Source organism: Gordonia desulfuricans NBRC 100010, from assembly GCF_001485495.1.
Classification (GTDB): domain Bacteria; phylum Actinomycetota; class Actinomycetes; order Mycobacteriales; family Mycobacteriaceae; genus Gordonia; species Gordonia desulfuricans.
In genome coordinates, this window is the sequence record NZ_BCNF01000022.1 from 75,242 (window position 1) to 100,915 (window position 25,674).

Genomic DNA, 25,674 nt, shown 5'->3' on the forward strand with positions numbered 1-25,674 from the left:
GGTATGCAGTTCGGGGGTGTGCGTCACCCACGGGAGACCGACGGGAGGACCTGGCGTCAGGCGCGCCGCATCACATCGGCGAGACGGCTCAGCGCCGCCGCGACGTCGGCGAGCGCATCGCCCACCGCGGTCAGACGCGCCGCGTCGGAGTCCGGGCCCGAATCCTGCGGAGCCGGCACCGGAAGTCCGCGTGCGGGCGTCGGCGTGGCGTCCGGTTGGAGATTCATCACCGAGGTCGCGTCGCCGAAGCCGTGATGATGCCCGCGATAGGGCACCTGATCGGCGGGCGGCACCGAATCGGTGGAACGCCGGCCACCGCGATATCCGGCATCCGCGGGTGTCCCGGCGGGTGCGCTCACCGGCGCAGCGGGTGCAGCGGGTGCGCTCACCGGCGGAGTGGTCTCCGGCGGCGGGCCCGGCTGCCGGTGATCGGGCAGCCGATGTGCGCCACTGGGTCCGCTGACCGGCAGATCCCCGGTCGAGGGACCCCGGTGGATCGGGGCGGCCGCATGCGGGAGCGGGGCACCGGAGCGTGAGGGCGCGGGTCCGGCCGGGCGTCCGGCGGCCGCTCCCGACATCGCGGTCGGGGCGTGGCCGTTGGACCGCGCGAAGATGTGCGGGCCACCGTGACCGTGGAAGAACAGACAGGCACCACCCTCACGGGTGCCCACCGGGCACGGATTGCGTTCGATCAGGGACTGGGCCCGCGGGTCGAAGTCGTTCCACTCCAACCAGAATCGGCGGCCCGGAACCGGATACGTGCCCCCGTCGGTGGCGTGATTGCCGTGGTGTCCGGCACCGAGGCGGCACTGCAACATCCAGCCCGCGGATTCCGGAAGCCCCAGCGCCCGTCGTTCCGTCGACGAGCTCACCACCGTCGACCAGCAACCCTCGCCGTCCATCGAGCCCTCCGTTCCAACGCCCCACCGCGCCGTCACCGCGCACATTTCGTACCGGATGTGAATCGGTCACCGTCAGACCGCCGGCGATCACCATCGCGACAATGGCGGAGCCCGCGGCCAGTCTACGAAGGAAGCGGTCGGGTTGCTACCCCGGGCTCACCGCGAGCTCGTCGCTGCCGATCTCGGTGACCACGCCCCCGGCGAGGGCGAAGATCCGAGAGCCGGAATGGTCGGCGGTGTGCGGGAAATCGGACCGTACATGCGACCCGCGCGACTCCGCACGAGCCGACGCCGCGGCCACCACCGCGCTCGCGACCAGGGTCAGCGAGGCGTCCTCGGCGTCGGCGACGGTGACCATCTCACGACGCGGTGCGTGCTGCAGCAGGGTCGCCACCTCGGCCAGCCCGGAGGCATCCCGGCGCAGTCCGACGTGACGTCCCATCGCGTCCTGCAGGGCGGTCCGCTCCAGGGCGGGCAACAGCTCCGGGACGGGTGCCACCGACGATGCACCATGACCGACCGGCCGGTCATGGTGCCCACCGGCCTGTGCGGCGGCCACCACCGCGGCACGCCCGCCCATCACCAGACCCTCGAGCAGACTGTTGGAGGCGAGCCGGTTCCCACCGTGCAACCCGGTGCGGGCCACCTCCCCGGCCGCGAGCAGACCGGGCACCGATGTACGGGTCTCGGTGTCGGTGACGACGCCGCCGCACAGATAGTGGGCACCCGGTACCACCGGGATACGCCCCGAGGTGATGTCGAGACCTGCCGCCCGCACCCCGGCGGTGACCGTCGGGAACCGGCGTTCGACGTCGTCGACGCCGGTGACGTCGAGGTATACGCAAGGTTCACCGGTACGGTCCATCGCCGCCCACACCGCATTGGCGACCACATCGCGCGGCGCCAGATCACCCAGCGGATGCACATCCGCGGTGACCGAGCGTCCCCCGGCGTCCACGAGACGTCCGCCCTCACCCCGCAGGGCCTCGGTGATCAGGGTGCGCCGGCCGCGCTCGCCACCGGTGAAGAGCATGGTCGGGTGGAACTGGATGAACTCCAGGTCGGCGACACGCGCCCCGGCGCGCAGGGCCAGACCGATACCGTCGCCGGTGGCGCCGGCCGGATTGGTCGTGGCCGGGTAGAGATGGCCGACGCCCCCGGTGGCCAGCAGCACCGTCGGGGCGGTGACCACCTCGTCGCGCACACCCCCGTCATGTCCACCCCCGTCACGTCCACCACCGTCACGTCCACCACCGGCGAGGATCGTCCGGCATGCCACCCCGGCCACCCGCCCGTCCCCGTCGGTGAGCACCCGCGTCACGAAGGTGTCGTCGCGGCAGTCGATCTCACCTGTCGCCCGCGCCGCGGTCAGGGCCGCACCCAGGGTTCGCTGCAGGTGCGCCCCGGTCGCATCCCCACCCGCATGCAGGATGCGGCGCACGCTGTGGCCCCCTTCCCGGGTGCGCGCATAGGCGCCGGTGTCGTCGCGGTCGAATCGCGCCCCCCGCCCGATGAGCTCGGCCACGGCCGCCCAACCCCCGGCGAGGATCTCACCGGACGCGGCGGCATCGGTCAGCCCGGCGCCCGCGGCGAGGGTGTCGTCGAGATGCCGGCGGACCGAGTCGAGCGGATCGTCCGGCGCGACGACTGCGACGCCGCCCTGCGCATAGAAGGTGGAGGTGGCCTGCTCGGCGCGGTCGGCGTCCCACCGCGGCCCCTTGTGCACGACGACGACGCGCAGACCCAGTGCCGCCGCCGACAGCGCCGCGGTCAGCCCGGCCACTCCCGCGCCCACCACGACGAGATCGGCACTCGTCGACACCGCGCCACCAGTCACGCCGCTCATCCCGTTCTCCGTTCGCCGGTTCCCCTCGGGACAACCCTCCGGGGGTGTTTTCGATTCCCAGTCGAAAACCTCCCCCGAGACTACGCCGACACACCCGTGGCCGACAGGGCCGGTTCTCGGCGGTCGTCGACCTCATCACTCTCATGTGCGCAGATGCGCACATGAGAGATACGATCCCCTGGTGCATCCCCTCCTGCGGAATCCGGTCTTCACCCGCCTCTACCCGGCCCAGGTGATCTCCCTGGCGGGTACCGGACTGATGACCGTGGCACTGGGCCTGCTGGCCTACGACCTCGCCGGCACCGACGCCGCCCAGGTCCTGGGCACCGCCCTGGCGATCAAGATGGTCGCCTACGTCGCGATGGCCCCGCTGATGCGCGCGCTGGTCACCCGGCTCCCGGCCACCGGCGTGCTGATCGGCGCCGACGTGGTCCGCGTGGGCACGGCCGCATGTCTGCCGTGGGTCACCGGCACCTGGCAGATCTACCTGCTGATCTTCGCGCTGCAGACCGCCTCGGCCACCTTCACACCCACCTTCTCCGCCGCCATCGCACGCGTCGTCCCCGACCGCGACCAGTACACGGTCGCGGTGTCGGCCTCCCGGATCGCCTACGACCTCGAGGCGCTGACCAGCCCGCTCCTGGCGGGCGTCGCACTGCTCGTGCTCCCTTCTTCCGCGCTGTTCGCCTTCACCGCAGCAGGTTTCGCCGCATCGGCACTCCTCGTCGCGGGCTCGGGTCTGCGTCGTCTCGACCGATCGGACCCGCCCGCGCTCCCCGACGACACCGGCACTGTCGCCGACCGGATCCTGCGAGGCATCCGGATCATGCTGTCCCGCAGGTCGCTTCGTGGTCTCCTCTGGATCGACGTCGCCGTCGCCGCGGCCACCGCGATCGTGCTGGTCGGCACCGTCGGCTATGTCCGCGGCGATCTCGGCGCCGGCGACACCGCGGTCGCCCTGGCCCTGGCCGCCTTCGGGATCGGTTCACTGGCAACCACATTCGCGGTTCCGATGATGCTGCGACGGTTCGGCCCGATGCGGGTGATGGTCGCCGGCGCGGCCCTGGCCACCACCGGATTGGCGATCACCACGGCATGGTCGTACACCGGCCCGCAGCCGACCGCACTGTTCGGCACCTGGGTGGTGCTCGGGGTGGCCACCTCGATGATCGGCACCACCATCCCGCGCACGATCCGCGACCACACCGACGCCGACCGCGACGACGTCTTCACCGCCCAGTTCTCCACCTCGCATGCGGCCTTCCTGCTGACCTATGCGATCGCCGGATGGGGACCCGCACTGATCGGGACCGCCGCCGCGGTGGGTGTGCTGGCATTGCTGGGCGCGGCCGCCACCGTGGGTGCGGCCCGCTGCTGGCGCCGGGTGACCGCCCCGAACGTCCCGGCCGCCGGGATCGACTCGCCTACGATGGACCCGACGGTCTGCGCACGGCAACCGGCGACCCGGTAGAGGCGGTGAACGCGGCGATCATGAGCGACGGCACCGACGCCCACCGCACCCCGGCCCCCGATCCCGCAGGTCCCAGCCTGCATCACCCGGTCCAGCCCGACCCGGACCGGCTGGCCGCTGCGTCGTCGACCTTCGGGATGCTCGCCGACCCCACGCGTCTGCACCTGCTCTGGCTGCTGACCACCGGCGAGTTCGACGTCACCGCCCTCACCGAGGCGGTGGGTGCGTCACGGACGGCGGTGAGTCAGCACCTGGCGAAGCTCCGATTCACCGGCCTGGTCGAAACCCGCCGGGACGGTCGCCGGGTGATCTACCGCATCCGCGACGGACACATGACACGCCTGATCGGGGAGGCGATCAACCTCGCCGACCACAAGATCACCGGTGAACCCGCCCACGAGTGAGCCCCGCGAGGCGCCCCGGTGTCGTTACACTGGCCCGCGGTGACCTCCATGCACAGTCCATCCGCGCGCAGCTCATCCGACCCCGAACCGACCGGACGCCCGACACGCCTCCGGCCGGTGTCGACGATCGCCGAACTCTCCCGGTTCGGGTCCACCGCGATCCATGCGGCGGCAGGACTCGGCCGATTCGCCGTGGGGACCGCCGTCGACGCCGTCCACCTGCGCCTGCCGAGCGCGCAACGCGCCGCACACGAGGTCCGCACCACCTTCGAACACCTCGGCCCCACCTACGTGAAACTCGGCCAGCTCATCGCCTCGAGTCCCGGGGTGTTCACCGAGACCCTCGCCGCTGAGTTCGAGTCCCTGCTCGACCAGGTCACCCCCGCCGACCCCGCCGCCGTCCGGGAGGTCTTCGTCGCCGAGCTCGGGCGTCCGCCCGAGGAGGTGTTCGCGACCTTCGATCCCATCCCGATCGCATCGGCCTCGATCGCCCAGGTCCACACCGCCACCCTCACCGACGGCACCGAGGTGGTGGTCAAGATCCAGCGGCCGGGCATCGGCGAGCGACTCGCCCCCGACGTCGCGATCCTGGAACGACTCGCCGGCCTCGCCGAACTGTCCGAGTACGGCCGGATGCTCAGCGCCCGGCACGTGGTGGAGGACTTCGCCGACGGCCTGGCCGCCGAACTCGACTTCCGCAACGAGGCGGCCACGATGCGCGAATGGTACGAGTGCCTGCGCGACGGCCCCTACGGCAGCCGCGTGCGGGTGCCCGAGGTGTACGACGAGTACAGCGGCGCACGGGTGCTCACCATGGAACGCATCTACGCCGTCCGGATCGACGACGCCGCAGCGGTCCGCGCGGCCGGCCACGACGGTGTGGCACTGTGCCGCAACCTGCTGCTGTCGCTGCTGGAATCGGCGTTCCACGGCGGACTGTTCCACGGCGACCTGCATGCCGGGAACGTCCTCGTCGACGACACCGGCACGCTGGTGCTGCTCGACTTCGGCATCGTCGGCCGATTCACCCCGCGGACCCGCCGCATCCTCCGGCAACTCGTCGTCGACCTGATCGTGCGCAACGACTACGAGTCGGCGGGCCGGGCCATCTTCCTGCTCGGCGCGGTACGACGCCCCGGATCGACCGTCCAGGGCGCGGCCGACATCCAGAAGGTCGCCGCACCGTTGTCGACCACCGATCTCGGGTCGATGAGCTACACCGACCTGGGCAGACAGCTCGCCGCGGTGGCCCGCGCGCACGACGCCCGCCTGCCCCGTGAGCTGGTCCTGGTGGGCAAACAGCTGCTCTACGTGGAGAAGTACATGAAGCTGCTCGCACCCCGCTGGAAGGCGATGAGCGACCGCGAGATCTACGGCTATATGGCCGGGATCATGAAGGAGGCCGAGCGCGATCGCCGATCCGCCACTCCCGACATCGACGGGCGTTACCCGAACAGTGGCCAGACCCCGGTTAGGGTGGTGCAACCAAATCGGGCAGAGTGACCGCCCGATACTGCCGAGCTGAGAGGCACAGGAGCCGACAATGAAGCGAGTCTTGCCGGCGGTGCTGGCGTTCTTCGGGATCGCCTGCATCACCGCGGCGATCGCCGTTCCCGCCTGGCTGGTCCCCCAGCTCCGGGTGGTCCCGCTCGATCTCGACATCACCTCCGACGCCACGACCGTCGCCACCGACGGTTCCCCCGGCGAGCGTTTCCCGGCGGTGATCTTCGACCGATGCTCGGTGGGTGAGGCCAAGGCGCAGACCTTCGGCGCACATCTGACCCAGCAGCGCCGATCGGTGATCATCGAGCCGTCCGACAGCCGGCAGGCGACGGTGCAGTCGGCGCAGACGGTCCAGATCGACCGGACCCGCACCGCCGACGGTGAAGAGGTCACCCCGCCCGGACCGAACACCTCCGGCGATCTCACCTGCGCGTCGGGGTTGCTCACCGCGACCATCGACCGGGTGTCGCTGAACCGTAAGACGTCGGTGCCCAACGGCACGGTCAGCTCACTGCAGCTCGAGGCCGCACCGGAGGGTGTGGACCCGAAGGACGTGTCGGTCCAGCTGACCAACCGCAAGGGGTTCCAGTACAAGTTCGGGTTCGACGTCCAGCAGCGCTCATACCTGTACTACGACACCAACACCCGCCAGGACACCGAGGCCAAGTTCGTCGGCGAGGAGACCATCAAGGGTGTCAAGACCTACCACTTCGTCACCGAGGTCCCCGAGACCGACCTGTCGAGCCTGCCCAACCCGCAGAACGAGGCGGCCCTGGGCACCATGCTGACCATGCCGGCCAAGTGGTGGGGCATCACCGGGACCGGGGTCAAGCCCAACGACTCGATCAACATGCACCGCTACGCCACCGCGACCCGCCACGTGTGGGTGGAGCCGGCGACCGGCACCATCGTCGACGGCCGTGAGGACCAGCACCAGTACTTCCGTTCACCGGACCAGAGCGAGGACACCGCCCAGCCGATCCGCGATTTCCGCCTGGACGCGCTGAAGGCCACCTTCAAGTGGTCCGACGAGACCGTCACCCAGCAGGCCGCACGCGCCGACAAGTACTACGGCCAGCTGCGTCTCGGCGGGTTCTGGCTGCCGTTGATCCTCGGCATCGTCGGCGTCCTGCTGGTGCTCGCCTGGCTGTTCCTGTTCTGGCGGGGCCGCTCGGCGAGGTCCGGCGAGCCGGGTGATGACGAACCGCTCGACGGCGACGCCTACGCAGCGGGTGCCGATACCGAAGGTGTCGCGGCAGACGAGTCGGCGACCGAGGTGGTCGAGCGTCCGGACGCACCCACCGTCGCCGAGCCGGCCGCGGGTGCCCCGACCGTCGTGCTGGGCAAGTCGCCGGCGCCCGCCGTCGGTGACGGTGCCGCCACCGACGACGGCTACATGTGGGACCGCCCGACGCAGCGCATCCCGAAGGTCGACGGTCCGGCGCCGCGGACCGACGGCGACTTCGGTCCGGTCGACCGCCCGGAACGCTGATCACACCGCGCGGGTAGCCGCGGCCATCAGACGACAGGGCCCGGGGCACATCATGTGCCCCGGGCCCTGTGTCGTCGGTACCCCCGGTGTCGTCGGTACCCCCTGTGTCGTCCGTACCCCCTGTGTCGTCGGTACCCCCTGTGTCGTCGGTACCCCCTGTGTCGTCCGTACCCCCGTGCCGTCCTGGGACCCGGTTCGTATCCCCGTGCCGTCCGGTGTGCGCCTGTGGCGTCCTCTGTGCCGTCCGGCGCCCTGTGCCTCCCCCTGTGCCGTCCGGTGCCCTGTGGCGTCCTGACGGGACGACCGGGACGTCCGGAGGGTGGGCCGGCTGCGCGTAGAGGCGGGCGCCGACACCGAACCGACGGCCACAGCAGACGACGAGGGCCGGTGATCATGTGATCACCGGCCCTCGTCGTGGATCTGGCGCCTCGTCAGAGGCCTACCCCGTGGCTCAGAAGAACGCCGGGGCGAAGGTGGAACGCCAGGACTGCTTGAAGTCGTCCTGCCAGTAGTCCCACCAGTGCGAACCATCCGGGGTGATGCGGGTGGTGAGCTTGACCGGCAGGGTCTTGAGGCGAGCGATGTAGAGCTGGCTGCTGGTCGACGCGGCGACCTCCAGCGGGATCATCTGCGCGAACTTGACCGCGTTGAATCCGGCGGCACCCGGGGTCAGCGACGAGTCGTAGCGGCTGCCGACACCGGTGCCGGCCGAGACGAAGACACGCTTGCCGGACAGGTTGGCCGCCGACAGGAACGGGTCGTTCTGGAACCATTCACCGGCCGGGTAGAAGCCCCACATGTTGGTGGGGTTGCCGCCCATCTCGATCACCGACGCCTGGATGCCCTGGGTGAAGCCCGGCATGGTGACGGTGGGGTAGCCGCTGTAGGATGCGACGGCCTTGTAGAAGTTCGGGTGGCGCGAGGCCAGGTTCAGCGCCGAGGTGCCCGACATCGACAGACCGGCGATGCCGTTGCGGCGGTTGTCGCTGCCGTGGTTCTTCGCCATGTAGGCGGGCAGCTCGCGGGTCAGGAAGGTCTCCCACTTGTTGACGCCGAGGGTCGGGTCGGTCTTCTGCCAGTCGGTGTAGAAGCTGCCGCCGCCACCGAACGGGATCACCACGTTGGTGCCCTTGCCGGCCATCCAGCCGGCGACGCTGGTGTTGATCAGCCAGCCGCTGTTGTTGGCCGGCGCGCGCAGGCCGTCGAGCAGGTACAGCGTCGGCTTGTTGGAGCCGCCGGCCGAGACGATGCACACCGGGACACTGCGGTGCATGGCGTTGGAGTAGACGCGCTCGACGTTGCAGCCGCGGGCTGCCTGAGCGGTCGGCGCGGCGACCATGGTGACACCGGTGGCAGCGACCAGCGCCACGAGTCCGGCGACCAGGCGCTTACGGGCGCGAGTCAGCATGTTTCAGTCGTTCCTTACGATCGGCGCCCGGGCGGGCTCGTCATTCGGCTGTTCCGGGATCTCGGCTCTCCACGGTCACGGCGATGCGCCGCCGGAGACCGATCCCCATCGCGGGTGATAGTAACGGCTGCATAACGCCTCGGCAAAGGCTGGCGAGCCCGTTCAGCGTAACCACGCCGCCGGTGACGGGCATCACCTGCAACGATCACGGTCGCGCGTCGAATTGATCACACCGCCGGGCTCGGACGGGCATGTCCGAAATGCCCTGACATGGGTTTCGCGTGTCGTCCCATCGATGTCGCCGCCACCGCGACGCACCACGATTAGTGTCTGTGCCAACGCTCCCGAGGAGGTCCCGCGTGACACAACAGCAGGCCGACGCCATCGTCGTCGGAGCCGGATTGGCCGGTCTCGTCGCCACCTATGAACTCACCCAGGCCGGCCGCAAGGTGATCGTGGTCGACCAGGAGAACCGCAACAATCTCGGCGGGCAGGCGTTCTGGTCGCTGGGCGGACTGTTCCTGGTCGACTCGCCCGAACAACGACGGCTCGGCATCCACGACTCCGCCGAACTCGCCCTGCAGGACTGGATGGGATCGGCCGGCTTCGACCGCGAGGACGAGGACTACTGGCCGCGGCAGTGGGCGCGCGCCTACATCGACTTCGCCGCCACCGAGAAGCGGCAGTACCTGCACGATCTGGGCCTGCGGATCACCCCCGTGGTCGGATGGGCCGAGCGCGGCGGCGGCTTCGCCGACGGCCACGGCAACTCGGTCCCGCGCTTCCACCTCACCTGGGGCACCGGTCCCGAGGTGGTCCGGGTGTTCGCCGAGCCGGTACTCGAGGCCGAACGGCGCGGGCTGGTGGAGTTCCGCTTCCGTCACCGCGTCGACGAACTGATCGTCGACGACGGCGCGGCCACCGGGGTCCGCGGCGCGCTGCTGGAGGCGAGCGACCTCGACCGTGGGGTGGCCTCGGGCCGCGAGGTGGTCGGCGAGTTCGAGATCCGGGCCGACGCGGTGATCGTGACCAGCGGCGGCATCGGCCACAACCACGACCTGGTCCGCAAGAACTGGCCGACCGATCGGCTCGGCCCCGCCCCCGAGAAGATGATCTCCGGCGTACCGGCCTACGTCGACGGCCGCATGCTCGCCATCACCGAGGACGCCGGTGCCAGTCTGGTCAACCGCGACCGCATGTGGAACTACACCGAGGGCATCGTCAACTGGGATCCGATCTGGCCCGACCACGCCATCCGGATCATCCCGGGGCCGTCGTCGCTGTGGCTGGACGCCAACGGCGACCGCCTCCCGGCACCGAATTTCCCCGGCTTCGACACCAACTCGACGATGAAGGCGATCCTGGCGACCGGCCACGACTACTCGTGGTTCATCCTCACCCAGTCGATCATCGAGAAGGAGTTCGCGCTGTCGGGGTCCGAGCAGAATCCCGACATCACCGGCAAGGACCTGAAGTTCGCCGCCAAGAGCCGTCTGGCCAAGGGCGCACCCGGACCGGTCGCCGCCTTCGTCGAGCACGGCGAGGACTTCGTGGTGGCCGACAACCTCGCCGAACTCGTCACCCGGATGAACGGGATCGCCCGCGGCCCGCAGCTGGATCTGCGCAAGATCGAACGGGTGGTGTCCGCACGCGACGCACAGGTCGCCAACAAGTACTCCAAGGACGCGCAGATGATGGCCATCACCAATGCGCGCCAGTATCTCGGCGACAAGGTGGTGCGGGTCGCCAAGCCACACCGCCTGCTCGATCCCGCGCACGGCCCGTTGATCGCGGTGCGACTCAACATCCTCACCCGCAAGACCCTCGGCGGCCTGGAGACCAACCTGGACTCGGCGGTGATGCGCACCGACGGCACCGTCTTCGACGGTCTGTACGCCGCCGGTGAGGTCGCGGGATTCGGCGGTGGTGGCGTGCACGGCTACAACGCGCTGGAGGGCACCTTCCTGGGCGGCTGCATCTTCTCCGGTCGCGCCGCCGGGCGGGCCGTGGCCCGACGCCGGCCCTGACCGAGATGCCGCCGACCGCACCAGCCCGGACAGAAGTACGCCGAAGGTCCCGGGTGAACCCGGACGAGAAGGACTAGGGTGGATCGGGTGCCGGTACCGCAGACGATCCTGACACGGAAGACCAAACAAGCCCTGTTCCTGGTCCTGACCATCGACACCGGTGGTGTGGACACCGTCCGGGATTTCCTGGGCGAGTTGGGGTCCCGCATCAACTCGGTGTCGTCACGGGCACCGGAGCAGGCCCTGACCGCGATCGTCTCGATCGGTTCGGACGCCTGGGACCGGCTGTTCACCGGTCCGCGGCCCCGTTTCCTGCACCCGTTCGTCGAGGTCGCCGGCGAGGTGCACACCGCCCCGGCCACCCCCGGCGACCTGCTGATCCACATCAAGTCCGATCAGGCCGACCTCTGCTACGAGCTGGGCCGGCTGCTGATGGCCGACCTCGGTGACGCGGTCACCACCGTCGACGAGGTACACGGCTTCCGCTATTTCGATCTCCGCGATCTGATCGGCTTCGTCGACGGCACCGAGAACCCGGTGGGCCAGGCGGCGATCGACGCCATCACCGTCGGCGACGAGGACCCGGCGTTCGCCGGCGGCAGCTACGTCGCCGTCCAGCGCTACATCCACGACTTCGCCGCCTGGAACGCACTGGGCGTCACCGGGCAGGAAAATGCCATCGGCCGAACCAAACTCGACAACGTCGAGATGTCCGACGAGGTCAAGCCGACGAATTCGCACATCGCCCTGAACGTGGTCACCGACGCCGACGGCGAGGAGATCGAGATCGTGCGCGACAACATGCCCTACGGCGACGTCTCCGGCTCCGGCGAGGCCGGTACCTTCTTCATCGCGTACTCGTCGTCGCCGGAGATCACCGAGACGATGCTGCGCCGGATGTTCGTCGGCGAGCCGGTCGGCAACCACGACCGGCTGCTCGATTTCACCACCGCGGTGACCGGGGCGCAGTTCTTCACCCCGACAACCGATTTCCTGGAGGACCTACCGGCGGCACCCGCGCCTGCCGACGACTCCGCCGACGAGGACACCGCCACCACCGACACACCTCCGGCGGTTCCCATCCCCACCCGCCCACGCCCCGCGGACGGGTCGCTGGGTATCGGCTCCCTGCACTGAACCGACCGGCCGAGACCGCACCGCACACCGACCCACCCCGCCGAAACACAAGGAGCGCATCATGAACAACCTGCATCGCGAACTCGCCCCGATCTCCGCGTCGGCGTGGGAGGCCATCGAGGAGGAGGCCGCGCGGTCGTTCAAGCGCAGCATCGCCGGACGCCGGCTCGTGGAGGTCAAGGGCCCGTTGGGCCTCGAGGCCTCCTCGGTCACCCGTGGGCACCGCACCAAGATCGACTCCCCCGCCGACGGCATCCTGGCGTTCAGCCGCAACGTGCAGCCGCTGGTGGAGCTCAAGGTGCCGTTCACCGTCACCCGTGAGGCCATCGACGACGTGGATCGCGGTGCGTCCGACTCGGATTGGGATCCGGTGGTCGACGCGGCCCGTCAGCTGGCCCTCGCCGAAGATCGCGCGATCTTCGAAGGCTATGCCGCAGCCGGGATCTCGGGAATCCGGTCGGAGGCCACCGCGAAGCCCATCGCACTACCCGAGGACGTCCGCGACTATCCGGAGGCCTTCAGCCAGGCCCTGTCGACCCTGAAGCTCGCGTCGATCGACGGACCGTACTCGATCGCCGTCTCCGCCCAGGTGTACAACCTGATCAACGAGACCTCCAACCACGGTTACCCGGTGAGCCAGCACATCAAACGACTGATCGACGGTGAGATCGTCTGGGCCCCCGCGATCTCCGGCGCCTTCGTGCTGTCCACCCGCGGCGGCGACTTCGAGCTGACCATCGGCCAGGACGTGTCGATCGGCTACGACTCGCACGACGCCGACCGCGTCAACCTGTACTTCCAGGAGTCGTTCACCTTCCTCGCCTACACCGGAGAAGCCGCCGTCGCCCTGACCCAGGCGTGAGTCCGTCCGGACCGGTCCCCGCGTCGAGGCTGCTCGATCACCTCGAGCCGGGGACGCAGGTGATCGCCCCCATCTTCGTCGGCTGCCCGGAGAGCCTGCTCGACGCCCTCGAGGAGGGCAACGAGCAGCTCACCGGCGTACGCGTGCACGGTATGGGCGAGTACGACGAGCGGGCCTACATCCGTGGCGAGTTCGGTGACCGGCTGCGTCATGTCGGCTACTACCTCGGGCCGGGCACCCGCGGCGCCTTCGCGCGCGGTGAGTGCGACCTGGTCCCGAACCACTTCTCCGAGATGCCGTTGCTGCTGCGTGCACTCGACGGCCCGAAGGTGGTCATCGCCGCGGCCAGCCCACCCGACCGGCACGGCTACTTCTCGCTGGGCACCAACGCCGACTACTGCGCGGCCCTGATCGGGGAGGTGCCGTTCTTCCTCGAGGCCAACCGGCAGATGCCGCGGTCCCACGGCGAGAACCAGATCCACATCAGCCAGGTCCTCGGCTGGACCGAGGTCGACCGCCCGCTGTACGAGCAGCCGCCGTCGGCCGGCACCGACCCGCGGGACCGCGCCATCGCCGAGTTCATCGTCGACCGGGTCCCCGACGGCGCATGCATGCAGTTCGGCATCGGCAGCGTCCCCGACACCATCGCCGGTCTGTTGCAAGGACATCGCCGGGATCTGGGCATCCACACCGAGGTGCTCACCGACGGGATCATGCGGCTCGTCGAGTCCGGGACCGCGACCGGCGCCCGCAAGACCCATCACCGCGGACTGGCGGTGGCGACCTTCGCACTCGGCTCGCGGGCGCTCTACGACTGGATCGACGACAATCCGGGCGTGGCGTTGATCCCGGTGGACCAGACCAACGATCCGCGCCGGGTGGGTGCCGAACCGCTGATGGTGTCGGTCAACGCCACCACCGAGGTCGACCTGATGGGTCAGGCGGCCAGCGAGACCATCGCCGGACGGTACTACTCCTCGTCGGGCGGACAGGTCGACTTCGCCCGCGGCGTGCTGTACTCCGAGGGCGGGCAGGGCTTCCTGGTCACCCGGGCCACCACGTCCAAGGGGCTGAGCAAGATCTCGGCGCGACTGTCCCCCGGCAGCGTCGTCACCACCCACAAGAACACCGTCGACCACGTCGTCACCGAGTACGGGGTGGCCCGGCTGCGCGGCCGGTCACTGCGGCAGCGGGCGTCTGCGCTGATCGGGATCGCCGCACCGGAACATCGTGACGATCTCACCCGGCAGGCCCACGAACTCGGCCTGCTGTGACCGCGGACCTGCGCGGTCGCCCGTGAGCCGGAATCCGATGGCCGGGCACCACCGGGAGTTGCTAGCGTCGATCGGGTGAACGCCGTATGTTGACCCAGCTGATCCGCACATACCTCGCCCGCTATCCCTTCCACGTGGTCGCGGTGATCGGATTGCAGGCGGTCGCCACCGCGGCCATGCTCTACCTGCCCACCCTCAACGCCGACATCATCGACAAGGGCGTCGCCCTCGGCGACACCGGCTACATCATGAACATCGGCGGGTGGATGCTGCTGGTCACGGTGGTGCAGATCGTGTGCACCCTGGCCTCGCAGTACTTCGGGGCGCGTGCGGCCCTCGGCGCGGGACGCGACATCCGCCACGATCTGCTGCATCGGATCAACACCTTCTCCGCCCGCGAGGTGGGGTCGTTCGGTGCGCCGTCGCTGATCACCCGCACCACCAACGACGTGCAGCAGGTGCAGCTGCTGATCGTGATGAGCACCGCGATCCTGGTGATGGCACCGATCATGTGTGTCGGCGGCATCGCGATGGGAATCCATGTGGCGCCGAGCCTCTGGTGGCTGCTGCTGGTGGCGGTGCCCTTCCTCGGCGTGACGATGTCGGTGATCATCGCGAAGATGATCCCCGGCTTCCGGGCGATGCAGGTACGTCTGGACGCGGTGAACCGCATCCTGCGCGAGCAGGTCACCGGCATCCGGGTGGTGCGCGCCTTCGTCCGGGAACGCCATGAGATGGACCGGTTCTCCGTCGCCAACGACCAGTTGTCGGCGTCGACGCTGCTCGTCGGCCGGCTGATGGCGATGATGCTGCCGTCGGTCATGCTGATCACCAACCTGGCCATCGTCGCGATCATCTGGTTCGGCGGGCATGCGGTCTCCGACGGCACCGTCGAGATCGGTGCGCTCACCGCGCTGATGAGCTACGCGATGCAGATCATGATGTCGGTGATGATGGCCTCGTTCCTGGCGATGATGGCGCCGCGCGCGGCGGTGTGCGCCGAGCGGATCACCGAGGTGCTCGAGACCGAGACATCGGTGCGCCCGCCGGTGCGGTCGGTGGGCTTCACCGACCGCGGGGCGGGTGTCGAGTTCGTCGGCGCCGGTTTCCGCTATCCGCGCGCGGATGAGAACGTGCTCGCCGACATCGACTTCCGGGTCACCCCCGGCACGACCACCGCGATCGTCGGGTCGACCGGATCGGGCAAGACCACCCTGCTCGGTCTGGTACCACGCCTGTTCGACGTCACCGACGGATCGGTGCGGGTGGGCGGAACCGACGTCGCCGAGCTCGATCCGGATGAGCTGAGGTCGGTGATCGGCCTCGTCCCGCAACGCCCGTATCTGTTCTCGGGCACCGTGGCCTCCAATGTGCGGCACGGCAAACCGGACGCCACCGACGACGAGATCTGGGACGCGCTGCAGGTCGCGCAGGCCGCCGACTTCGTCGCCGCGATGCCCGACGGTCTCGACACCCCGATCGCCCAGGGCGGCACCACCGTCTCCGGTGGCCAGCGTCAGCGCCTGGCGATCGCGCGGGCCCTGATCCGACGTCCTGCGGTGTATCTGTTCGACGACTCGTTCTCCGCACTGGACCTCACCACGGACGCGAAACTGCGTGCGGCACTGAAGCCGGCGACAGCGGACTCCTCGGTGCTGATCGTCGCACAGCGCATCTCCACCATCGTCGACGCCGACCAGATCGTCGTCCTCGACCGTGGTCGCATCGTCGGCCTGGGCCGGCACGATGCCCTGCTCACCTCCTGCGAGACCTACGCCGAGATCGCGCGCTCGCAGCTGTCGATCGGAGAACCGGCATGACCCGCGGCGGTACACCCGGCGGTGCGGGTACCGGCAGCCCGGGACCGGGCCGGGGCCCGATGATGGCCGGACCTGTTCTGGAGAAGGCACATTCGTTCGGGCCGTCGATGAAGCGTCTGGTCACCCGGCTGATGGCGTATCGGCTGCGGATGATCACGGTGTTGTCGGCGATCGTCGGGTCGGTGGTCCTGCTGGCCGTGGCGCCCCGCATCCTCGGCCATGCCACCGACCTGATCTTCAACGGCATCGTCGGCCGCGAGCTGCCCGCCGGGATCTCCAAAGCCGAGGCGGTACAGGGCCTTCGGGACCGCGGGCAGGACATGCTCGCCGACATGGTGTCGGCGATGGATCTCACCCCCGGTGTCGGCATCGACTTCACCGCGGTCGGACAGACGCTGCTGATCGTCGCGGTCTGTTATGCCGCATCGTCGTTGTTGTCGTGGCTGGCGTTCACCGTGCTCAACGTGGTGGTGGTGCGCACCATCACGCAGCTGCGTGCCGAGATCGAGGCCAAGGTGCACCGGCTTCCGTTGCGCTACTACGACGCCTCGGCGCGCGGTGATCTGCTCAGCCGTGTCACCAACGACCTCGACAACCTGTCGCAGAGTCTGCAGCAGACGATCTCGCAGTTCGTGAACTCGGTGCTCACCGTGATCGCGCTGCTGGTGGTGATGATCTGGATCTCGCCGCTGCTGGCGCTGATCGCGGTGGTGACGGTGCCGCTCGCGGTGGTGGCGACCGCGGTGATCGCACGACGTTCCAAGCCGCACTTCATCGCCCAGTGGTCGTCGACCGGAAAGCTCAACGCCCAGATCGAGGAGGCCTTCACCGGCCACGAACTGGTCAAGGTGTTCGGCCGGCAGCGCGAGGTGGAGGACACCTTCGACGAGCGCAACGAGAAGCTGTACCAGTCGAGTTGGCGGGCACAGTTCATCTCCGGCATGGTGATGCCGACGATCATGTTCCTGGGCAACCTGAACTATGTGGCGATCGCGGTGGTCGGCGGTCTGCGGGTGGCGTCGGGCAGTCTGTCGCTCGGCGAGGTGCAGGCGTTCATCCAGTACTCCCGCCAGTTCACCCAGCCGCTCACCCAGATCGGTTCGATGATCAACCTGATGCAGAGCGGTGTGGCGTCGGCGGAGCGGATCTTCGAGATCCTCGACGCCGAGGAGGAGATCGGCGACCCGGACGACCCGCAGTCCCCGGCGGTGTCCCGCGGCGAGATCACCTTCGAGGACGTGTCCTTCCGGTATGGGGAAGACCGGCCGCTGATCGAGGACCTGTCGCTGGTGGCGCGTCCCGGGCACATGGTGGCGATCGTCGGGCCGACCGGTGCGGGCAAGACCACCCTGGTCAACCTGATCATGCGGTTCTACGACGTCGACTCCGGCCGCATCCTGCTCGACGGGGTGGACACCCGGCAGATGACCCGCGACGACCTGCGCGAACGCACCGGCATGGTGTTGCAGGACTCGTGGCTGTTCGGCGGGACCATCTACGACAACATCGCCTACGGCGACCCCACGGCGAGCCGTGCGGAGGTACTCGAGGCGGCGCGGCTGAGCCACGTCGACCACTTCGTGCGCACCCTGCCCGACGGCTACGAGACGGTGCTCGACGACGAGGGCGGCGGTGTCAGCGCCGGTGAGCGGCAGCTGATCACCATCGCGCGGGCGTTCCTGGCCAAGCCGGTCATCCTGATCCTCGACGAGGCGACCAGCTCGGTGGACACGCGCACCGAGCTGCTGATCCAGCAGGCCATGGCCAACCTGCGCGCCGACCGCACCAGCTTCGTGATCGCACACCGGCTTTCGACGATCCGCGATGCCGACACCATCATCGTGATGGAGGACGGGCACATCGTCGAGCAGGGCGATCACGAACAGCTGCTCGCCGCCGAGGGCGCCTACTGCCGGCTCTACCGCAGCCAGTTCGCCGGTGCGATGGACACCGAGTAGCGCGTTCGATCAGGTGAGGCGGGCTCGGGAAACCGTCCCCTGCCCCGTCGCGGGATCTGGGTAGAGTTGTCTCGTGGACCAATTCCTCCACTTCGCGGGCCAGTTCTGGTGGCTGATCTTCCCGATCGGCGCGCTGACCGGTGGCTGGGCCAGGTCGCTTGCGCGGTACAACGAGAAGCGTCGCCAGGACAAGATCGAGCTGGCCCGGATCAAGGCGGCGGCGGCCACCGAACGGCTACGGATCACCCAGGCCGACGCCGCGCAGGTGAAACGCACGCTGGCGCGCCACGACGAGGTCCAGGCCACGTGGTTCGCCTACGAGCTCGACCTCGCCACACTCATCGAGTACCCGATGCTGATCGACATGCGCGAACCGCTCACCCGCGCCTTCCACGAGGCCAAGGTGCGCGCCGACGACCTCCGGCCCCACCCGGAGGCGACCCTCGACCCGGAGTCCTTCGCCGCCTACCGCGATGCCGTCCAGGCCTACGTCGTGGCCTTCGACGCCGCCGAACGTGAGGCACGCCGGCGCAAGCAGTCCGACTTCTCGCCGATCGAGCGGGAATCCCTCGACCGGGCCCGCAAACTGATCGGGATCGCCGCCGACGACGCCGCCACCCCCGCCGAGCGGCAGGCCGCCTACCGCCGCGCCCGTGCCGAACTCGACGGCCTCATCGACGTCCCGCCACCCGCCGCCGAAGTCCTCGAACGCGGCATCGCCGGCGAACTGGAACGCGGCCACGACTAGGTGCGCGGGCAGCTACCAGGTGCGCGGTAGATCTACCGCGCACCTGACAAGTGCGTGGGGATTTACCCGGCGGCCCTGAGAAATATCGCCGCAAGTGGCACCAGACGACGTCGCGCTGCGTCCAATCCTGCATGACCACGTTCCCGGCCGACACCCACGGCATCCTCCTGCGTCGCGAGGCACTGGCCTCCGGCATCACCGACAACCAGCTCGCCCGCGCCGCCAGGAGCGGTCAGCTGGTCCGCATCTGGACCGGCGCCTTCGTACCGAGGGACCGGCTCCCGGCCAAGGCCGTCGACCTGCACCGGCTCCGGGTCCGCGCCGCGATGGACCACTCCGGTGCAGATCAGGTGGTCAGTCATCAGTCCGCTGCGACGCTGCACGGCTTGGAGATGCTGCTGCCGGACCTCGGCCGCGTCCACGTCACCGACGGAGCCGCCAGGGGAGGGCGCATCGACGCACACAAACATGCCCACAACGGCGCCCTCGACGCCCAGGAGATCGTCGTCGTCGACGGCATCCGGGTGACCGGTCTGGAGCGCACCGCCGTCGACGTCGCCCGCAGTGTGGGTCAGTTCGCCCCGGCGCTGAGCGTCTGCGATTCCGCTCTGCGTCTCGGCGCCGACCGCGAACCCATGACGCAGATGCTCGCCGGTCGCGGCGCGGGTGTGAACCTCGCGAGATATGCTCTGGGACTTGCCGATCCGTTGTCGGAGAATCCGGCGGAGTCGTGGGGCCGGGCGCAGATGATCGCCGCCGGTCTGCCCGTCCCCGAGTTGCAGCACGCCTTCCACGATGACGACGGCAACCTCTTCGCCCGCGCCGACTACTACTGGGAGGGTCTCGTCGGCGAGTTCGACGGGTTCGTGAAGTACGAGAAACTGCTCGGCGCCGACCAGGATGCGTCGGCCGTCGTGGTGGACGAGAAGATCCGCGAGGACAAGATCCGACGATGCGGTGTGGTCGTGGTCCGGTGGATCTGGGCGGATCTGACGGCGAACCGCGTCGTCGGCATCCTCACGCCGGAGCTGACCCGGTTGGGGCTGATATGAATCCCCACGCACTTGTCAGGTGCGCGGTAGATCTACCGCGCAGGTGGTAGTTGCCCGCGCATCTGGTAGCTGCCCGCGCAGGTGACAGATCCTCGCGTATCAGTAGTCGCGGTCGGCTGACACGGTCGCGATCAGCGGTTCACCGGCGACGAATGCCTCGATGTTGCGGGCCACGAACGGCGCCATCTCCCGGGTCAGCCCGGATGCCGGGTTCGCCACGTGCGGGGTGATGATGACATTCGGCAACGACCACAGCGGATCGTCGTCGGCGGGCGGTTCGGGATCGGTGACATCCAGTGCGGCACCGGCGATCTCGCCGTCACGCAAGGCCTCGTACAGCGCCCGCTGATCGACCAGTGGTCCCCGCGCGACGTTGACCAGCCAGCAGTGCGACGGCAACGCGGCCAGGCTGGTGGCGTTGATCAGGTGATGGGTCTCGGCGGTGGCCGGGGCGGCGAGGATCACGTGGTCGGTCGCCGGCCACACCTCGTCCATCCGCGACGACGGCAACGTGCGCACCGCACCCTCGACGGGCCGCCCGGACCGGTTGACCGCCAGCACGTCGGCACCGCAGGCATGCAACCGCGGCATCAGCGACGCCCCGATACCGCCGGCGCCGATGATCGCCACCGTCGCACCGCGCAGGGTGCGCACGGAGGTGTCGATCGGTTCCTTGGCCCAGTGATCGCGCACCGCGGTGTGGATCTGCCGCAGCCCGGCGAGCAGCAGCGCGAGGGCGTGCTCGGCGACGTTCTCGGCGTAGAACCCCGACGCATTGGTCCAGATCCGCTTGTCGTCGATCACCCCGGCCGCGACGAATGCCTCGATCCCGGCGGTCTTGAGCGCCACCCACTCGATGCCGTCCGGCAGTGCCGGGAAGCCGTCGGGGCCGCCGAGCCAGATCAGTACGCGCGCCTCGTCGAGGCCGGTCACCCGTGCCCCGGTCTGTTCCACGGCGGCGACGATGTGCGCGTCGGAGAACGGTTCGACGGCGACCGCCAGACCCGCGGCACTCACGACTTCACCGTCCGGGCCGCCGAGGTGGCCAGCTGATCGGCGATCTCGTTGTAGTGGTCGCCGTTGTGGCCCTTCACCCAGCGCCACGTCACCTGGTGCCGCTTCTCCTCCTCGACCAGCCGGCGCCACAGATCCGCGTTCTTCACCGGTTTCTTGTCCTTGGTCTTCCAGCCGTTGGACTGCCATCCGGCCACCCACTTGGTGATGCCGTTCCGGACATAGCTGGAGTCGGTGTAGAGGACGACCGACGACGGGCGGGTCAGGGCGGCGAGCCCCTCGATGGCCGCGGTGAGTTCCATCTTGTTGTTGGTGGTGTCCGGATCGGCGCCGGAGATCTCGCGTTCGTGCCCCTTGTACCGCAGCACCGCACCCCATCCGCCGGGCCCCGGATTGCCCAGGCAGGCGCCGTCGGTGGAGATCTCGACGACGTCGTCGCCACCCTGTTCGTCGTCCGGACTGCCGTTGCTCACCATTCCATCGAGATTACCCAGGCGGGTGGTCACGCACGGAAACAACCTGGGTGCGCGCAGCCCTCCCACCGGTCGCCGAATCGCTCTAGGGTGGAGTCATGCCTGTCTGGGATCCAGCACGCTACCTCCAATACGCCGACGCCCGCGCACGCCCGTTCCTCGATCTGATCGCCCAGGTCCCGACCGACCCGGCCACCATCGTCGACCTCGGCTGCGGCCCCGGCCACCTGACCCGTCACCTCCGTGCGAGATGGCCCGACGCACAGATCCTCGGCATCGACTCCTCGGCGGAGATGATCGACGAGGCGCTGCGGGCCAACGCCGATGCGGGCGCCAACTACGACATCGCCGACGCCGACGACTGGGCCCCGTTCGAACCGGTCGACCTGATCCTGTCCAATGCGATGTTCCAGTGGGTCGACAACCAGTTCGAGGTGATCGGCCGGCTGCTCACCCACCTCAACCCGGGCGGCACCTTCGCCGTCCAGGTCCCGAGCAACGCCGACTCCCCCACCCGCACCCTGCTCGCCGACCTCGCCGCCACCGAACCGTATGTCACACATCTGCACGACGTCAGCCGGCTGAGCCTGACCGACCCGATCGACTACCTCGAGTTCTTCGGCGAACGCGGCTTCACCGTCAACGCCTGGGAGACGACCTATCTACACGTCCTGGTCGGCGACGACCCGGTGTACGAGTGGCTGTCGGGGACCGGAGCCCGCCCCTTCCTGCAGGCCCTGCCCGAGGACCTCGCCAAACAGTTCGCCGACGACCTCAAGACCCGCCTGCGTGAGGTGTTCCCGGAGCGGCCGTGGGGCACCACGATGCCGTTCCGCCGGACCTTCGCGGTGGCCACCGCCTTCGAGGGCTGAGCCGGGGGCGCCCGACGCACCGGCCGGTCAACGCGCCTGCGGGTGGACCCCGGTGTAGATGCCCTCGGGCCGGAACCGCAGTCGTGGCGCCCGGTACTCCTCGAGGGCGTGGGCGACCCAGCCGACCATCCGGGCGATCGCGAAGATCGTCTCGGCGGCGTCGGGGCGCATCCGGAACCGGAGGGCGAGCGCGGCCAACGCGAGGTCGGAGTTGACGAAGTCGCCCTCGGCGAGCGAGTCGACGACGGCGGCGAGGGCGGCCATCACACGCCGGTCACCGCCGCCGATCCGGCCGAGCATCGCGATCAGGCATTCCGCGCGGGGATCGTGGTGGCGGTAGACGACGTGTCCGGTACCGGGGATCGCCACATCACCGTAGTGCGCCTCGGCGAGCGCAGCAGTCGGGTCGTCGAGCGCACCGGCGAGGAATCGGTACGCCAAAGTGGTTGCGCCGCCGTGCATCGGTCCGTCGAAGGCGCCCAGACCGGCACCGAGCACCGCATACACACTGCCCCGTGCGCTGGCCCCGACGCGGGCGGCGACGGTGCCGGCGGACATGTCGTGGTCGGCGAGCAGGATCAGGGCGGCGTCGAGCAGCCGGGTGGTCGACACCGTCGCCGGCTCGTCGGTCAGTCGCGGCCACAGCCGTTGCGCCAGAGACCCTTCCGACGGTCCGTCACCGATCACGTCGACGGCGGTGCCGATCACGGCCGCAGCACGCCGCGTCACCGACTCGTCGTCGATCTTGTGTCGCAGCGGATCTCGTGCACCCAGGAGGTCGACGACGAGCCTGATCCGATCCAGTCCGCGACTCGCCGGCCCGGCGAGGGCACGCACCGACGCCGCGACCGCGGGATCGGCGCCACCGGTCCACCGGCGCTGCCACAGCAACGCGGCGACCCCCTCGAGGGTCTCGTCGCGGGCGAGGTCGGTCGCCGGCACACCGCGGTAGTGGAGCCGATCGTCGCGCAGCAGGGTGAGCTGGGTGGCGATCCGTTCGGCGACACCGGCGGGTGGCCGGTGACGGACGCCGTCGCGGAGCCGTTCCACCTCGTCGACGGCGAACACACTGCCGTCGTGGCCGCTGATCCGCTGACTGTGCAGTCGCCCGCGGCTGACATACGAGTAGATGGTGGATGTCTTGACACCCAACACCTTCGACACCTGATCGGTGGTCAGGTAGTCCCGGCCGTCGTGGCGGATCGGCGTCGGGAATCGGCGGCTGTGCATGCGGTCCACACATTGATTGAATCAACATTGACGCACCCTGATCAACCTCGTCATCGTGGGGCATACCCCGCCCCTCACCGGGCATCACGGGAACCGACGAGGAGGACCTGATGACCGAACCCCTGATCGCACCGCCGGGACTGCACGATGTGATCGTCGCCGACACCGAGATCGGTGACGTACGTGGCCGGGAGGGCTACTACCACTACCGCGAGCACTCGGCGATCGAGCTGGCGCGGACCCGCTCGTTCGAGGAGGTCTGGTATCTGTTCACCCACGGTCGGCTCCCCACCGCGGGCGACCTGTCGGCGTTCGTCGACGAGACCTCGGCATGTCGTGCGATCCCCGACGAGGTCGGCGCCATCCTGACCACCGCGGCCCTTCTCGGCGGTGAGCGCGAATCGCTGGCCGGGTTGCGCACGGTGCTGTCGGCGGTCGGCCCGGCCACCGGGGCCCGGCCGCTGTGGGATTGCGACGACGACGCCCGCCGCGACCAGACCATCCGGGTGGCCGCACTGACCCCGACCGTCCTCGCCGCACTGCACCGCATCCGCTCGGGCGAGCAGCCCCTGCAGCCGCGTCCCGACCTCGGGGTCGCCGCCAACTGGCTCTATCTGGTCACCGGCCACGTCCCCGGTCCGGCGCAGGTCCGGGCGATCGAGCAGTACCTGATCGCCACCATCGACCACGGGTTCAACGCCTCCACCTTCACCGCCCGGGTGATCGCATCGACCGGCGCCGACGTGTACGCCGCGGTCTGCGGTGCGATCGGCGCCTTCTCCGGCCCGCTGCACGGCGGCGCCCCCGACCGTGCACTCGATGCACTCGACGAGATCGCCGCCCACGGCGACGCCCACGCCTGGGCCCGGGAACAGGTGGCCGCGCATCGTCGGATCATGGGCTTCGGGCACGCCGTCTACCGCACCGCCGACCCGCGTTCGGTGATGTTGCGTGAGATCGCGCTGGAACTCGGTGGCCCGCTGGTGGATCGGGCAGTCGAGGCCGAGTCGGCGATCACCGAGGTACTCGCCGAGGCCCATCCGGATCGGCCGCGCCACGCCAACGTCGAGTTCTATGCGGGCGTGGTGATGGAATGCTGTGGGGTACCGCGGGCGATGTTCACCCCGACCTTCGCGGTCAGCCGTACCGTCGGCTGGTGTGCGAACGTCCTCGAGCAGGCCCGGGTCCGCAAGATCATCCGGCCGGCCGCACGCTACGTCGGCCCCGCACCGAGCGGCCGATGACCGGCCACCGGGCGTGTCACACTGGAACCCATGACACGCCAGGTGTTCCTGATCCGCGCGATCAACGTCGGCGGGGCCAAGCTCCCGATGGCCGAATTACGGGAGATCGCAGCCGATCTCGGCGCCACCGACATCGCCACCCACATCGCGTCGGGCAATCTGCTTGCCGCACCGCCGGACACACCCGAGCAGTTCGCCCGCGCCCTGGAGTCGGCGATACAGGAGCGTTACGGGTTCTACCGTGAGGTCATCGGACGTACCGCCGCGCAGTTGCGGGATGCGGTGGCCGCCTATCCGTTCGTGGTCGACGAGGAGAAGTTCGCCCACATCTACTTCCTCACCGGCACACCCACCGCCGATGCCTCACATGCCCTCGTGGACAAGGACTTCGGTGACGACGAGCTCGCCGTCATCGGCGCCGACCTGCACATCCGGTATGCGAACGGCGTGGCCGGCACCAAGCTCACCGCCCCGGTGATCGCGCGCACCCTCGGCGTGCAGGGCACCGGACGCAACCTGCGCACGGTGCGGACGCTGATCACACTGGTCGAGTGATGACAGGGTGATCAGGTCCGGAGGTTGGCGGTGGCCCACGCGGTGATCTCACGCAACGCCGGGAGCAGTGCCTCACCGGATGCGGTGAGGCTGTAGCCGACCGTGATCGGCGGCCCGTCGTCGACGACCCGCTCGACCAGTCCGGCCCGGCCGAGTTCACCGAGACGGTCGGACAACACCGAGTCGGAGATCCCGCCGACCGCGCGCCGTAGCTCGGCGAAACCCGCCGGCCCCGACAGCAGGGTCGCGAGAATCACTCCGTTCCAGCGCTTTCCGAGGAACTCGAAGGCACGGACCAGCGCGGCGTCACACTCGCGCGGTTCACGCTCCCCGGTTGCCATGCTGCCGAGCGTAGCAATCGTGCTAGCGTGACCCCAAGTAA

General features: G+C 69.3%; 22 protein-coding genes. 15 read left to right on the forward strand and 7 right to left on the reverse strand.

The window, feature by feature from the left end; translation table 11 throughout:
• Positions 1–56 precede the first annotated feature (56 nt).
• Together GD1_RS03930 and nadB are read right to left on the reverse strand one after the other, a co-directional pair.
• Positions 57–902 (reverse strand): hypothetical protein, encoded by an 846-nt coding sequence (locus GD1_RS03930; protein ID WP_059035779.1) that lies wholly within the window; start codon positions 900–902, stop codon positions 57–59.
• Positions 903–1,047: 145 nt separating this feature from the next.
• Positions 1,048–2,748: an L-aspartate oxidase gene (nadB, locus tag GD1_RS03935; protein WP_059035781.1), complete on the reverse strand. Its 1,701-nt coding sequence runs from the start codon at positions 2,746–2,748 to the stop codon at positions 1,048–1,050.
• 181 nt (positions 2,749–2,929) lie between these two features.
• On the opposite strand from nadB, the gene GD1_RS03940 reads away from it, so the two are divergent.
• The 4 genes from GD1_RS03940 to pgfA are packed head-to-tail and all read left to right on the forward strand — an operon-like array spanning position 2,930 to position 7,618.
• Complete coding sequence (locus tag GD1_RS03940) at positions 2,930–4,219, forward strand: MFS transporter (protein ID WP_059035783.1); 1,290 nt, start codon at positions 2,930–2,932, stop codon at positions 4,217–4,219.
• 20 nt (positions 4,220–4,239) lie between these two features.
• A complete protein-coding gene (locus GD1_RS03945; protein WP_053776363.1) occupies positions 4,240–4,623 on the forward strand; it encodes an ArsR/SmtB family transcription factor in 384 nt (127 codons plus the stop codon).
• A 48-nt stretch (positions 4,624–4,671) separates the two neighbouring features.
• Entirely contained in the window at positions 4,672–6,126 is a 1,455-nt protein-coding gene (locus tag GD1_RS03950) for an ABC1 kinase family protein (RefSeq protein WP_083533846.1), read from the forward strand.
• Between the two features lie 40 nt (positions 6,127–6,166).
• The gene (gene pgfA, locus GD1_RS03955) at positions 6,167–7,618 is read left to right on the forward strand and encodes a cell envelope lipid trafficking protein PgfA (RefSeq protein ID WP_059035785.1); all 1,452 of its coding nucleotides are present in this window, start codon (positions 6,167–6,169) and stop codon (positions 7,616–7,618) included.
• Between the two features lie 451 nt (positions 7,619–8,069).
• On the opposite strand, the gene GD1_RS03960 is transcribed toward pgfA, so the two are convergent.
• Positions 8,070–9,026, reverse strand: a complete 957-nt coding sequence (locus GD1_RS03960; RefSeq protein WP_053776301.1) for an alpha/beta hydrolase — start codon at positions 9,024–9,026, stop codon at positions 8,070–8,072.
• A 359-nt stretch (positions 9,027–9,385) separates the two neighbouring features.
• Here GD1_RS03960 and GD1_RS03965 point away from each other — a divergent pair, with 359 nt between their 5' ends.
• The 8 genes from GD1_RS03965 to GD1_RS04000 all read left to right on the forward strand — a co-directional run bounded on the left by GD1_RS03965 (position 9,386) and on the right by GD1_RS04000 (position 19,904).
• Entirely contained in the window at positions 9,386–11,053 is a 1,668-nt protein-coding gene (locus GD1_RS03965; protein ID WP_053776300.1) for an FAD-binding dehydrogenase, read from the forward strand.
• 87 nt (positions 11,054–11,140) lie between these two features.
• Complete coding sequence (locus tag GD1_RS03970; protein ID WP_053776362.1) at positions 11,141–12,190, forward strand: Dyp-type peroxidase; 1,050 nt, start codon at positions 11,141–11,143, stop codon at positions 12,188–12,190.
• Between the two features lie 61 nt (positions 12,191–12,251).
• On the forward strand, positions 12,252–13,052 hold the full coding sequence (locus GD1_RS03975; RefSeq protein WP_020789423.1) for a family 1 encapsulin nanocompartment shell protein: 801 nt from the start codon (positions 12,252–12,254) through the stop codon (positions 13,050–13,052).
• On the forward strand, positions 13,049–14,326 hold the full coding sequence (locus GD1_RS03980) for an acetyl-CoA hydrolase/transferase family protein (protein ID WP_059035786.1): 1,278 nt from the start codon (positions 13,049–13,051) through the stop codon (positions 14,324–14,326). Before GD1_RS03975 ends, GD1_RS03980 begins: the two co-directional genes overlap by 4 nt.
• 86 nt (positions 14,327–14,412) lie before the next feature.
• Positions 14,413–16,146 (forward strand): ABC transporter ATP-binding protein, encoded by a 1,734-nt coding sequence (locus GD1_RS03985; protein ID WP_059035788.1) that lies wholly within the window; start codon positions 14,413–14,415, stop codon positions 16,144–16,146.
• Positions 16,143–18,104, forward strand: a complete 1,962-nt coding sequence (locus GD1_RS03990; protein ID WP_059035790.1) for an ABC transporter ATP-binding protein — start codon at positions 16,143–16,145, stop codon at positions 18,102–18,104. Before GD1_RS03985 ends, GD1_RS03990 begins: the two co-directional genes overlap by 4 nt.
• Positions 18,105–18,177: 73 nt before the next feature.
• Complete coding sequence (locus GD1_RS03995; RefSeq protein WP_059035792.1) at positions 18,178–18,852, forward strand: hypothetical protein; 675 nt, start codon at positions 18,178–18,180, stop codon at positions 18,850–18,852.
• A 131-nt stretch (positions 18,853–18,983) separates the two neighbouring features.
• Positions 18,984–19,904, forward strand: coding sequence for a type IV toxin-antitoxin system AbiEi family antitoxin domain-containing protein (locus GD1_RS04000; protein WP_059035794.1), 921 nt, complete (start codon positions 18,984–18,986; stop codon positions 19,902–19,904).
• A gap of 99 nt (positions 19,905–20,003) precedes the next feature.
• On the opposite strand, the gene GD1_RS04005 is transcribed toward GD1_RS04000, so the two are convergent.
• The gene (locus GD1_RS04005) at positions 20,004–20,921 is read right to left on the reverse strand and encodes an NAD(P)-dependent oxidoreductase (protein ID WP_174519005.1); all 918 of its coding nucleotides are present in this window, start codon (positions 20,919–20,921) and stop codon (positions 20,004–20,006) included.
• Complete coding sequence (gene rnhA, locus GD1_RS04010; RefSeq protein ID WP_059035795.1) at positions 20,918–21,394, reverse strand: ribonuclease HI; 477 nt, start codon at positions 21,392–21,394, stop codon at positions 20,918–20,920. The genes GD1_RS04005 and rnhA overlap by 4 nt, the downstream gene beginning before the upstream one ends.
• 95 nt (positions 21,395–21,489) lie before the next feature.
• Here rnhA and GD1_RS04015 point away from each other — a divergent pair, with 95 nt between their 5' ends.
• Positions 21,490–22,263, forward strand: coding sequence for a methyltransferase domain-containing protein (locus tag GD1_RS04015; RefSeq protein WP_059035798.1), 774 nt, complete (start codon positions 21,490–21,492; stop codon positions 22,261–22,263).
• A gap of 27 nt (positions 22,264–22,290) precedes the next feature.
• Here GD1_RS04015 and GD1_RS04020 read toward each other — a convergent pair whose 3' ends face one another.
• Complete coding sequence (locus tag GD1_RS04020) at positions 22,291–23,502, reverse strand: citrate synthase (RefSeq protein WP_059035801.1); 1,212 nt, start codon at positions 23,500–23,502, stop codon at positions 22,291–22,293.
• A 101-nt stretch (positions 23,503–23,603) separates the two neighbouring features.
• On the opposite strand from GD1_RS04020, the gene GD1_RS04025 reads away from it, so the two are divergent.
• Positions 23,604–24,737 carry a citrate/2-methylcitrate synthase gene (locus GD1_RS04025; protein ID WP_059035803.1) on the forward strand — a complete coding sequence of 378 codons (1,134 nt, stop codon included), beginning with the start codon at positions 23,604–23,606 and terminating at the stop codon, positions 24,735–24,737.
• Between the two features lie 30 nt (positions 24,738–24,767).
• Complete coding sequence (locus tag GD1_RS04030; RefSeq protein WP_059035805.1) at positions 24,768–25,292, forward strand: DUF1697 domain-containing protein; 525 nt, start codon at positions 24,768–24,770, stop codon at positions 25,290–25,292.
• An 11-nt stretch (positions 25,293–25,303) separates the two neighbouring features.
• On the opposite strand, the gene GD1_RS04035 is transcribed toward GD1_RS04030, so the two are convergent.
• Entirely contained in the window at positions 25,304–25,633 is a 330-nt protein-coding gene (locus GD1_RS04035; RefSeq protein ID WP_020792056.1) for a winged helix-turn-helix transcriptional regulator, read from the reverse strand.
• Positions 25,634–25,674: the final 41 nt, after the last annotated feature.